Genomic DNA, 11700 nt, shown 5'->3' with positions numbered 1-11700 from the left:
CCTTGTTTTAACTCCCGCCACTGATGGGAGTTCTATTGTAAATGATAATTTAGCGGCTTAACCGTGATAAAAGCATTTCTTGCAACTTGAAAAGCTGTCTGATTTCATCAGCATTTTTTTCGATAGTAATCATTATAGGATTACAAAAACGTGCAAACTCTTTTTGAATATTCATTGGCGGAACGATGATAGGTACTTGTATCAATTCCGATTGTCGAATACCTGTAACTGTTGTTCCTGTTTTGCGAATATCAATTTGATGTTTTCCAATGGAATCTGTCAACTGAAAATACAACACGGTAGGTTCAATAATTGTTTTATTGGCTCTCATTGCAAATAATCGTTGGCTTAAGCAATATGTAGAAAAATCCGCAAGATAATAAAATTCTCCAAGTGGTGCTTCAGAGGTCATAAGAATATCTTGAGATTGTAATTTCTGCGGCATCCAGCGATTGTATAAATCATTATCAACATGATTAGCTATATCTAAATTCACAAGTTCGTGATTTTTAACTGACTTAGCAGATAATGCAATAATTCCTTCATTACTCCACTCGCTACCAAGTTTGGTAGGCGTCAAACCTCGACGGTCAATGATTGTATCAAGAACATTTCCGAGAGTGGAAAAAGTCCACTCAATCGGATATCTACCAATTTCAGTTTCTTGACAGCATTCAGAGCATTGAACATATCGAATTTTATTAAAAAACATTATTGAAGCGGAAGCACGTAAATTATCATTTATCTTCTGTTTTAAAGCAATTCTCTCCGTAATAGCCTTATAACTGTTCACTATTTCAAACTGTTTTTCAATAGGCGGAATAGGCAATTCCAATCTACAAATATCGTCCCAAGTAATCCCACCACGAACACTTCCGTCAGTATGCAGCCAACAAATACGGTCAAATTCCGGTCTGCGAAACCACATCATCAGGTAATCTTCATTCAAAATGCTATTATCTATTACCTCAAACATAAAATATGCCGGAGAAACAATAGCAGGTTCTTCCTCATCATACAATGCAACCGGAAGTCGTTCATCACGACCAACGTGCATTGGATTACACGCAAACTTTCCTTTTGTTATCAGTTTGTATTTACTCAAATCCGTACCAATGACATTTGCAACCGATGGCATAAAGAACTTGTCTATGTTAATTCCCAAAACTCTGTCCGTTATGCTTTCTCTGTTCCGAGTATCAATCAGTCGGATATGGTTTTCTAAAATATCATAATTTGATTTCATATCCCAACTCCTTAAATACAGCAAGCAAATCTGCTTTGGATTTTTCCTCTTGAACAAGAAGTTCCTTGAGTTCTCCCTGCAATGATTTCATTTTGGTATCAAAGTCGATGTTCTCATCACGGTTGACAAACTCAATATATCTGCTCGGTACAAGAGTAAATCCTTTTTCCTTTACTTCATCAAAAGAAGCAGAATAGCAAAATTCCGGCACATTCTCATAAGTTTCCTCATAGCCTTCCTGCTGCCAGTTATGATATACACTTGTAACTTTGGCTCTATCTTCCTCTGTCAATTCAATGTACTTCTTCTCATAAGGACTGCCCATCTGTCGTAAATCCATAAAGAGTATTTCATCTTCTCGATTACGATAGCGTTTTAGCTTTCCATTCTGTTCAACAACACGAGCTTTTTTATTCTTATTGAGTACCCAAAGGGTAACGCTGATGTCTGTGGTATAGAAAAGGTTTCTCGGAAGAATAATGATTGCTTCTACCAAATGATTTTCTATAAGCTGCTGTCTGATTTTCAGCTCTGTACCATCATCAGATAATGCACCATTGGCAAGCAGGAAACCTGCCACACCGTTTTGAGAGAGTTTGGAAACAATATTCAATATCCAACCATAGTTTGCATTACTTGTCGGCGGAACTTCATAGCCATTCCAACGAGGGTCATCTACAAGCTCATTTTCGGCTCTCCACTGTTTCTGATTGAAAGGCGGGTTTGCCATAATGAAATCTGCTTTAAGGTCTTTGTGCTGGTCGTTGGTAAATGTATTGGCAGCCATCTCTCCAAGATTTGCAGAAATACCACGGATAGCTAAGTTCATTTTTGCCAGTTTGAAAGTGGTATTTGTGTATTCCTGACCGTAAATAGACACTTTCTTTTTATTACCGCTATGTGCTTCTACGAACTTGATGGACTGCACAAACATACCGCCCGAACCGCAACAAGGGTCATAAAGTATTCCATCATAAGGCTCAAGCATTTCAGCAATCAGGTTTACAATGCACTTTGGTGTATAGAACTCTCCTTTACCTTTTCCTTCTGCAAGAGCAAACTTACTAAGGAAATACTCATATATACGACCTATAATGTCGTTCTCTTTATCATCAGTGTTGATACGATTGATTTCATCAAGCAAAGAAGCCAACTTTGCCGTATCAATATGTAAGCGGGAGTAATAGTTATCCGGCAAAGCACCTTTCAGTGACGGGTTGTTCTTTTCAATCGTATAAAGTGCCGTATCTATCTTCAGAGCAATATCGTCCTGCTTTGCATTTTCAATAATGTATTTCCAACGGCTTTCTTCAGGAAGATAGAATACATTTTCCTGAGTGTAAAACGGCTTCATATCCGCATACTTTTCGCCGTGTGTAGCAATAATCTTATTACGGCATTCCTCAAACTTGTCACTGGCAAATTTAAGGAAGAATAGACTCAGAACAACGTGCTTATACTCCGCAGGCTCAACAGAACCTCTCAGTTTATCAGCACTTTTCCAAAGTGCTTCTTCCATTGATATTTCTTTCTTTGGTTTAGCAGCCCTTGCCATCTATAATTACCTCCGTGTTTTAATCTTCGTCTAAAATAACTTCGCATATATCTCCGATGTCACAATGAAACACCTGACATATCCTCATCAGTACTTCAAGAGATACCGGCTCATTTTTATTTATCTTCGTTGCAGCGTATGATGTGATTTCGGCTGCACGCATTAAATCCTGTCTTTTCATCTGATTGTCAATCATAAGTTTTTGAAGTTTGTTATAGCATATCTTCATCAGTAACACCTCTTCATCTTATAATTCTTCTTCGTTACAGTTAACCATTTAACATTATATATTAAATTTTCAGGCATTTCAAGATTTCAGACAGAAATGTAACCCTTCAGACACCAAGGTGTCACTTTTTGCAAACACCTAATACGACATTTTTGAGGATAAGAAAAAAGAGATGCCGAAGCACCTCAATTATACATTCTATTATTAACATTCAATGCAATCATTGCTATGACCTTTTCTATCGGCGGCTCTTTTCCGTCCGGTGCAACTGCTTTCCAAAAAGCTATTGCTTCCGGTTCAGCACTTTTCATTGCTTCCCGAATGGCAAACTGCATTTCCTCTTTTACTGCTTTTTCGGTTGTTCCATTTTCTTTCGCTATTTGTCTGAAAATGTCGTTCACTTCTACTTCCTCCTATGTCTATTAGTATGTGTCTATCACTGACAGTTGTTGTTATAGCATATTCTCTCTGTCGAAGTCCCGAAAAATTTGTCGATAGCAGAAATTATTTATACTAAAAAAAGAAAGCTCGTCGATTAGGACGAACTTCTGTGTTTTATGGAAGTATTTGCTTTGATTGCTTTACAAGTGTATCTATGACTTCATAAATTCTGTTTCTATCTTCAGGAGCAAGTTTTTCAAGCTTCTCATTCAGCATAGAGTTCTTGACTGTATATCCCGTTTCGAGGACATCAGTAAGAACCATATCCGATGATACACCTAAAGCATTTACTATCTTTATGAAAGTTTCGAGTGACGGAATTTTCTCTCCACGCTCAACCATACCAATATAATTTGTTGTCAAATCTGTTTTCTCAGCCAAATCTTCTTGGCGTAATTTCCTCGCAAGTCGGAACTTTCTTATATTCTTGCCGATTGTATCGAGCTTCATCACATCACCTCCCTTAGTGTGTTTCTATAACTAATAGTATAGGTTAAGTCGATTTCAAATCACACGCACCCAAAGGAAGTTAAACCAACTATTAGTGATGATTCCCAACTATTTTTATGTTATACTACAAAAGTAGTAATTCACGATTGTTAATGGCGAAAGACAAATCACAACCCAAGAGCCAAGTTAAACAATCTCCATAGAAGAAACTTAGGGGTAAAAAGGAATGGACGAACAAAAGATAATATTCAGTAATCGGTTTGAAAAAGAGAAATTTGAGGATTACAAAACAGATTTGGGAACTGGCAACACAATCACTCCTGACTTTACGGAAGCTGATGATTTTTTGAAATTCATACAGAAGAACCGCAGAAGTGTTCCAAGTAAAGAACGAATTGCTGATAAGGACAAATTCATCAAGACCGTTTACGAGTTATCCAACAGCTTTGAAATTGACGCTGACCTGATAGAATTTGCCGAGGGATATATCGCCAACATCTATGTAGATTATGCCTGCTACACTGGATATATCAAGAAGCTGTTAGCAATTCTTTTTATCCTTGCCGATGATATTTCCTTTTTAGACGGCAGTAAAGAAAATGCCGATATGCTTTTCAGCTTCACTTATCACACACACCATATTTTCCTGAATAACAGAGAAACAACCGATTTCTCATAATGTACCCGATGGCTACTCAACCGAGCAGCCATCTTTTCGATTTTCCAGACACCGTCTGGAATTTTTAATATGCCGGAATACCGTATCCATAGATATTGCTGCTTCCGACTGCGTACTGTCTTTGCTTGCAGGCGTCGCCTGAGTTACCCTCTACGGTATAAACTGTGCCATTCTCACACTTCTCTACGATACCAACGTGGTCTGTTGTACCGTCGCCTTCCCAATCAAAGAAGATAATATCTCCTGCCTTTGGTTCATAAGTGCGGTCTTGCCATTTTCCATTTGACTTAAACCAGTTTGCACCGTCCACACAACCTGCAAATTTCGGAACAAGTCCGCTTTCAATATATCCGCATTGGTCAGCACACCAAGATACGAAGCAAGCACACCATTCCACTCGACTGTTAAAGCCATACCAGCTCCAATAAGGTTGTCCGCCCTGATTGCCTAGCTGTGTCAAGGCAACCTCAACAATCGCCTGATTACCTCCGGCAGTAAAGGCTCGCCCATACGGATAGTACCTCAGAACGTGAGCGACATACTGCGTATCTCCATAACTGCTCCACCCAAGTCTGGAAGCCTGCATTGTCGAAAATTCTACTGCATTGGCATAGGAATATCCACCGTAATTTGTTTTTGCCCAAGAAATATACCCATTACCGAAGTTGTAGCCTTGCAAGGCAAGTTTGATATGCTCCATATCAATCGGGCTTTCCACCTCTGCCGAGGTAAGAGCCGCTTTCAATTCCTGAACACCACACTGGATAGAATATTCAGGGTCTTTAATTCCATTAGGTTCGTGCGGATACTTCGTATTGTAACTGCCCTCTGCTGCCTGCATTGGGTCAAGTCCTCTGCCGCCGCTTTCCTGCATCATAACCGCCTTGATAAGTTCTACATACTCAGGAATGCCATACTCTTTGGCATACTTCTGTATGATGGGTTCATAGGCTTCTACCTCTGCACTTACCGGAGTATAGGAATTACTGTCACTTCCTCCTCCAAACATTGCTACGGCAGCACCAAACAACACGACAATCATAATAATCAACACCGCTATCCAACCGCCTGCTGCGATTGCTGCTACAAGTGCTTTTGTCCCTGCAATAATCGCTTTGACTGTCGCAACAGTAGCTTTCGCTGTCGCTTTGACGGTATCTGCTGTGGCTTTCGCCGCTTTCTTTGCCGTCTGAGCCGCTTTCTGTGTTGCTTTGGCTGTTGTTTTTGCTGTTTTCTGTGCTATAATGGTAGCTTCTTTTGTGGTCTTAATAGAAGTCTTTGCCGTTTGTTCTGCGGTCTTGACCGACCTCTGAACAGTATTGGTTGCACCTTTCGATACGGTCTTGACTGTCGTATTTCCTGCCGACCTTGCAGACTGTTTAATTGTTTTCTCCGTACGCTCCAGAGTTCGGATGCTCTGTTTTCCGACAGGATTGACCGATTGTTTTTGAAGCTGCTTCTCTGCACGCTTGGTCTTGAAATTCTCAATTCCCGTTTTGGCTTTCTGATAATTCTGTCTTGTTTCACGCACACCCCATCTGCCGACTTTATCCGCACGGTATGCTGTTTCGTGAACAGTCCTATCCGTTGCCGCTTCGATTTTATCGGAAGCATATTCCTCTGCGGAATTTTCCGAAGCGTTGGTGGAATGTTCTGCCTTATCTTTCGTCATCACATAGGCTTTCTTCATTCGCTCCGTGGCAACTGCTGCCTTATTTATGGTCTTGATTGTACCTTTGCTTGTATCTCTTGTTTTTATATCAGCCATCGGTTTCCTCCTTTCTCGAAAAATAATAGAGAGTGGGGGTTAATCCACTCTCTTAGCGACAACAACAAGCCTGCCATTGTTTCTTGAATATTCACAAGTAGAAAGAGAAATCAGCTTGTCGCCATACTCTGCCGATACTCCGGTATCATACAGAGAAAGTTCCTTGCACTTAGCAACATACGCATCAAACTCTGCCGCATTTTCTGTATCCGTAAACTCATAATACTTAAAGCTGTCGGAGCTATTTGTATAAACAACCGTCTTAAAGACTGCAATCACTTCATACTGGTGTCTGTCCGTCAGTGTATCAAAAGTAATAACCTTATGTTCTTCCCAAAAGCTCTTGTTTCTGTACTTCATCAGTCCCGTAAACATAGAACCGTCATTCATGTGGTGTCCGTATATAATGATGTTGTCTGAAGGTTTCTGCACATCGCAATTTTCCTGCACATACGGGCAGCCATAAGCGGAATAGGTCTTATCAAACTTGTGCTTCAGGTAGAAGTTCGGCTCATTTACAGACTGTACGACCGGATAATTGATATTGGTATCCTCAACCTTTATCCACCCCACCATATCCTCATTCTGCCGATAGAGTTCAAGATATTCTGCAAGATAGTCCTTATCTTCCGAAAACGTCACACCCTCATTTTCCTTTGGCGGCTCGTCCTTCACAATCTCCGCAAGGTTATCATAGACTTCACTCTGCTTGGCAGAGTCAATGTGATTGCGGATAATAAAGAAGGTGCTTACAGACAACACTACTGTAAGCACCACCGCAATACTGATATAGATTTTTCTGCTCATTTTCTCTTACCTTTCCATATCGTTTCTCTTAGGCGGGGTCAAATCCCTGCAATACTCCGGATACCTCAACTTGATACCCTCCATAAAATACGGAGCATATCCGCAACAGAACAGTTCCTCCGGTGTATAGAGGTTTTCCCTGCCTTCTTCCGTAAATCCATTCCAGAGATTAAAGGCAAGGTGGCAGACCTTGACTGTGCCACTTGTCTGCCAACCGCCGTGCATACCTTCCGGTATGATGCAGTCCCTCTTGAAATCAAACATCTTTCCGATGTTCATTCTCGTTTCTTCTGAAATACCCATCACATAGAAAAATGCTCTGTGATAGCAGTCGTTGACTTTGCACTTATCCAGATTTTCCAATACAAAATCTCTGTGTGCAGCATTGCGAAATTGAATTTTAGACATTGTAAATCCCTCCTTACGCTTCGCCTGGCTTGGTCGTCATCAGTTTATAAAGTTTCGTGTTCTTAGGAAATTTGTTTGCAAACGGTACAAGCGAACTTCCCACCTTGATAAGTCCGTGTCCTGCTTCCACATTCGTGATATAGGACATCTGGAGGTCGGAAATATTCAGGAGTTTTGCAAGCTCAAGCCTGTCTGTGGAAGCCTGATTCAGCATAATAATGAACTCTGAGTTTGCAAGCATTGTTCTTGCTGTGTGACTCTGCAAAAGGTCATCGACGTTCTGGGTAATTCCGCTTGCGTATGCAGAGTATTTCCTCACACGCTTCCACAAGGTAAAGAGGAAATTTGCAGAGTATTCGTGCTGGAACAGAAGATAAATCTCATCAATAAAGATAAAGGTATTCTTACCCTTTGCACGGTTCTGTGTGATACGATTCAGGATAGAGTCAAGGACAACAAGCATACCAATCGGCATAAGCTGTTTACCCAAATCAAGAATGTCATAGCAGATAAGGCGATTGTTAGTATCCACATTCGTCTGCTTTGCAAAGGTGTTCAGAGAACCATGTGTAAAAAGCTCAATAGCAAGTGCCAGTTCCTTTGCTTCCGGTTCGTCCTGCTGCAAAAGTTCTGCCCTGAAATCCTGCAAGGTTGGGATATGCCCTTGATAATCATTCTGCTGATAACTGCGGTACACGCTTGCCGTACAACGGTCAATGATAGACTTCTGCTTTGCTCCGAGATTTGTTCCACCGATAAGCTGTTCACAAAGGGACATAATGAACTCAGATTTCAAAATGACAGGGTTTGCACCATCGCCGTAATCTTTATTCATATCCATTGCATTGATATGATTATCGGAAGTAGCAGAAATATTGATTACTTCTCCGCCCATCGCATTGACAAGTCGTGAATACTCTCGTTCAGGGTCGATGATGATAACATCTGCGTCCGAAGAAAGAACCAGATTGATGATTTCTCCCTTTGCTGCAAATGACTTACCGCCACCGGATACACCGAGAATAAAGGAATTACCATTCAAAAGCTGCTTACGGTCTGCGATAATCATATTTTTGCTGATAACATTCTGACCGTAATAGATACCGTTTTCGTGGAAAATATCCTGCACCCTGAATGGGATAAATACCGAAAGACTCTCTGTTGTAAGTGTTCTGAACGCATCAATCTTTCTTGTTCCAAACGGCATTACCGTGTTGAGTCCATCTACCTGCTGAAATCTCAGTGTTGCGAACTGGCAAAGATGTTTTCTTGCCGTGGTAAGCAATGCTTCCGTATCATTCTCAAGCTGTTCCTTGCTGTCTGCCGTAATAACCATTGTGATAACAGCGAACATCATTCTCTGGTCACGGGTCGTAAGGTCATCGAGGAACTCTTTCATTTCTTTCTTCTGTTGCTCCATATCATACGGAACGGTTGCAGAGAAGTTATTATTGGCATTCTGCCTACGCTGCCAGTTCGTGATATTGGTTTCCACACCAAGCAGACGGTTCTCTGCTTCCTTTACTGCTTCATCAGTCGGAACGGGAACAATATCAATGGACATCATCAGATTTCTGTTCATATCCGTAAGTTCCGCTACCATACTGTCCTTGATATAGGACGCATATTCACGAAGAAAAAGGACTCTTCCATAACGGTTTCCCATCTTGAAATAGTCCTTTTCAAATTCCATTGTGTCAGGGCAGATATAATCCTTGAAATCGTGTCCCTTTTTTCTTGTTTCCTTAATATCAAAGTGGAAAGAGCTTTCCTCTCCCACACGATAAAAGTCGTGGAAAATACGAAGTCTTTCGTCTGTTTCCAGTTCCACACACTTACTTCCAAGCCTGCCGAAGTGAGCAATCAAATCTGCACCGACACGGGCAAAATATGTTCTTGCGTCCTCCACGCTCTTTTTGTTGATGGAAATGGTAATATACTTATCCTGAACAATGGAGTTTGCCCCCGTTGCCTTATCAAGAAGCATTTTATTGTATTCCTCTCGATACTCGTCCAGATTATCTCCGGTTGTCGGAATAAGGATTGTCTGTTCAAAATCCAGTCTGTTGAGCCGACGGTTATTGATTGTGATTTTTGTCGTTGCACCACTGTCAAGGGAGTTCAGAAGTTCAGAATATTCAAGGAACATCGCTTCCTTATCCTCACGACTTGCCACTGCATAGTTAATGTCCGTAAAGCGGTAGGTCTTTGAATATTTATCCTTTCCCACTTTGAAAATGCCATCATCAAAGATAGCTGCTACGGGAATCACGTCCTGCACACCTTTCGGTACAACAAATTTTTCTTTATCCTGCTTAAACAAATTTGTAAGAGTCTTAATCATTTGACTTCAATACCTCCTTCTGCTTCTGTTCAATGCTTGGCTTCATCAGTTCGTAATAAACATTGGTGGAGTGAAATACCAGTTTCTTCGGCATTAAAAACTCCGACTTTATCCACGCATAGATTGCTTTCTCTGCGGTCATACCGTTGTACTTCACAAAGCCAAGTGCCGCAAACGGGGCAGCACCCAAAATACACACCCACGATACGGTTTCCGTGCCAACATACGGTCTAAGCAAGAAATACAGTCCTACCGCAACGCCACAAGCGAGAACAGAAAAAATGAACTGTCTGAGCGACAATCCAAAAAACATTGACTCTGTATAATTTCTGATTTCTCGGTTAATTTTTACTTCCATATCTGTTTCCTTTCCTGCGATTTCGGTCTTTCTCCCTCACGCATTTATCATTCAAGCAAAAGACTTTGCCTTTTCGTTTACCGCCATAGTAAACACATTTCTTACAATCTCTTTGGTTCATCTCAAAATCTCTCCTTAAAGTCCCATCATCTCTCGGATAATACGGTCAGACATTTTCACTGCACCGACAAGAACGAGCATATTAAATACCAGTTCCCCGATATATGCCCAAACCTGCGTAACTGCTGCTGCGTCAGGATTCACTACTGGCGGCGATGAAGCAAATACAGAGAAAATAATACAAGCAAGTACAATGACTGCCCCTTCAAGCAGAACTGCACAATAGCTCTTGATAAAACTCTTGCCGACATTCTGTGTCGGTTCTCCTGCAAATGTGGAAAGCGGTATCGGTGCAAGTGCTGTGTACATATACAACTTGAAAAATCTTCCGTACACCGTCATTATCAGAATAAACGACAGCACCGTGATAAATAATCCTCCGATAAGCGTTACCGCCCACAATGGAATACTCTCGAAAAATCCGCAATCCTCTATGGTCGTTACCATCTCTGCGGGTAAGGTCGTCTGTTCCGGAGTTCCAAATCCGGCAGCATTCATAATGGTTGAAATCGTACCCTGCACGATATTAAATAGTGCAAGCATAAGTTCCATTCCGTATGTGATAACACCTTTCGCCAGTGCAAAACGGACAAATAGTTTTAAAGCGTGTTCCGGTTTCTTCACATCTGTAAAACTTCCGCAGGTCTTTACCATACCTATCACAAAAAACAATACAAGCAATGCAAGTCCGATAGCCTGAACCGCACCATTGATGTCAACGATAACCTTCCAGATATTCCCGCCCTTAAAGTTCTGCGGTGTAGTTGTGATGAGCGTCCATATTTCCGACAGTTTTTCATTCCAAGTTTCAAGGGCATTTTCAAGATTTTGAACTACCCAGTTATCACTCATTCAAAGCACCTCCTTACAATTAAGGGGTGTACCTTAACTTGGCACACCCCTCGATAACTGTGTAACTCTTATCTTAGCCTGTGATAAGAGTAAGGATTTCTTTCGCAAAAGTGATAATGACACCACCCGCAAGAGTCAGGAAACCATTGGCTCTCTGAGAAGGGTCGTGAGATTTGAGTGAAAGACCGACCTGCACGATACCAAAGCCAAGCAAAATCATACCGATGGCACGGATAAGTCCGAAGATAAAGTCGGACAGATTGTTGACTACGGTAAGCGGGTCATTTGCTGCAAATGCAGTGGTTGTCATTCCAAGTGCCAACGCACCGACAATGACCATTGTGCAATAAGCACGGAAGCCTTTCTTAACCTTTCCGGTCATAGGCAGTTTCTTTGTTTCCTGAGTATCAGTTGCTTTTTTCTTAAAAATAGTCATAGTTGAA

The 11700-nt window shown here is 41.2% G+C and carries 13 protein-coding genes; 1 reads left to right on the top strand and 12 read right to left on the bottom strand.

Annotated features, from left to right (window positions below):
- Positions 1-49 precede the first annotated feature (49 nt).
- From ACZ5C4_RS03945 to ACZ5C4_RS03925, 5 genes are all read right to left on the bottom strand, one after another.
- On the bottom strand, positions 50-1246 hold the full coding sequence (locus ACZ5C4_RS03945; protein ID WP_464519868.1) for a restriction endonuclease subunit S: 1197 nt from the start codon (positions 1244-1246) through the stop codon (positions 50-52).
- A complete protein-coding gene (locus ACZ5C4_RS03940; RefSeq protein ID WP_464519867.1) occupies positions 1230-2765 on the bottom strand; it encodes a type I restriction-modification system subunit M in 1536 nt (511 codons plus the stop codon). Before ACZ5C4_RS03940 ends, ACZ5C4_RS03945 begins: the two co-directional genes overlap by 17 nt.
- A 55-nt stretch (positions 2766-2820) precedes the next feature.
- The gene (locus tag ACZ5C4_RS03935) at positions 2821-3030 is read right to left on the bottom strand and encodes a helix-turn-helix domain-containing protein (RefSeq protein ID WP_002587820.1); all 210 of its coding nucleotides are present in this window, start codon (positions 3028-3030) and stop codon (positions 2821-2823) included.
- 185 nt (positions 3031-3215) lie between these two features.
- Entirely contained in the window at positions 3216-3431 is a 216-nt protein-coding gene (locus ACZ5C4_RS03930) for a hypothetical protein (RefSeq protein WP_002594687.1), read from the bottom strand.
- A gap of 154 nt (positions 3432-3585) precedes the next feature.
- Entirely contained in the window at positions 3586-3921 is a 336-nt protein-coding gene (locus ACZ5C4_RS03925; RefSeq protein WP_002594686.1) for a helix-turn-helix domain-containing protein, read from the bottom strand.
- 226 nt (positions 3922-4147) lie between these two features.
- On the opposite strand from ACZ5C4_RS03925, the gene ACZ5C4_RS03920 reads away from it, so the two are divergent.
- Positions 4148-4600 (top strand): hypothetical protein, encoded by a 453-nt coding sequence (locus tag ACZ5C4_RS03920; protein ID WP_008118497.1) that lies wholly within the window; start codon positions 4148-4150, stop codon positions 4598-4600.
- A 64-nt stretch (positions 4601-4664) separates the two neighbouring features.
- Here the strand turns inward: ACZ5C4_RS03920 and ACZ5C4_RS03915 are convergent, their stop codons facing one another.
- From ACZ5C4_RS03915 to ACZ5C4_RS03885, 7 genes are all read right to left on the bottom strand, one after another.
- The gene (locus ACZ5C4_RS03915; RefSeq protein WP_464519866.1) at positions 4665-6368 is read right to left on the bottom strand and encodes a lysozyme family protein; all 1704 of its coding nucleotides are present in this window, start codon (positions 6366-6368) and stop codon (positions 4665-4667) included.
- A 39-nt stretch (positions 6369-6407) separates the two neighbouring features.
- Positions 6408-7175 carry a class B sortase gene (srtB, locus tag ACZ5C4_RS03910; RefSeq protein WP_464519865.1) on the bottom strand — a complete coding sequence of 256 codons (768 nt, stop codon included), beginning with the start codon at positions 7173-7175 and terminating at the stop codon, positions 6408-6410.
- 6 nt (positions 7176-7181) lie between these two features.
- Positions 7182-7583, bottom strand: coding sequence for a DUF6075 family protein (locus ACZ5C4_RS03905; protein WP_002594682.1), 402 nt, complete (start codon positions 7581-7583; stop codon positions 7182-7184).
- Between the two features lie 13 nt (positions 7584-7596).
- Positions 7597-9927: a VirB4-like conjugal transfer ATPase, CD1110 family gene (locus ACZ5C4_RS03900; protein WP_464519864.1), complete on the bottom strand. Its 2331-nt coding sequence runs from the start codon at positions 9925-9927 to the stop codon at positions 7597-7599.
- Entirely contained in the window at positions 9920-10285 is a 366-nt protein-coding gene (locus ACZ5C4_RS03895) for a PrgI family protein (RefSeq protein WP_023920514.1), read from the bottom strand. The genes ACZ5C4_RS03900 and ACZ5C4_RS03895 overlap by 8 nt, the downstream gene beginning before the upstream one ends.
- Positions 10286-10420: 135 nt before the next feature.
- Positions 10421-11257, bottom strand: a complete 837-nt coding sequence (locus ACZ5C4_RS03890; RefSeq protein ID WP_002594677.1) for a VirB6/TrbL-like conjugal transfer protein, CD1112 family — start codon at positions 11255-11257, stop codon at positions 10421-10423.
- A 73-nt stretch (positions 11258-11330) separates the two neighbouring features.
- Positions 11331-11693 (bottom strand): hypothetical protein, encoded by a 363-nt coding sequence (locus ACZ5C4_RS03885; RefSeq protein WP_015530024.1) that lies wholly within the window; start codon positions 11691-11693, stop codon positions 11331-11333.
- Positions 11694-11700: the final 7 nt, after the last annotated feature.

This window comes from Mediterraneibacter flintii, assembly GCF_055387595.1.
This window is presented reverse-complemented; position numbering and strand designations above follow the sequence as displayed.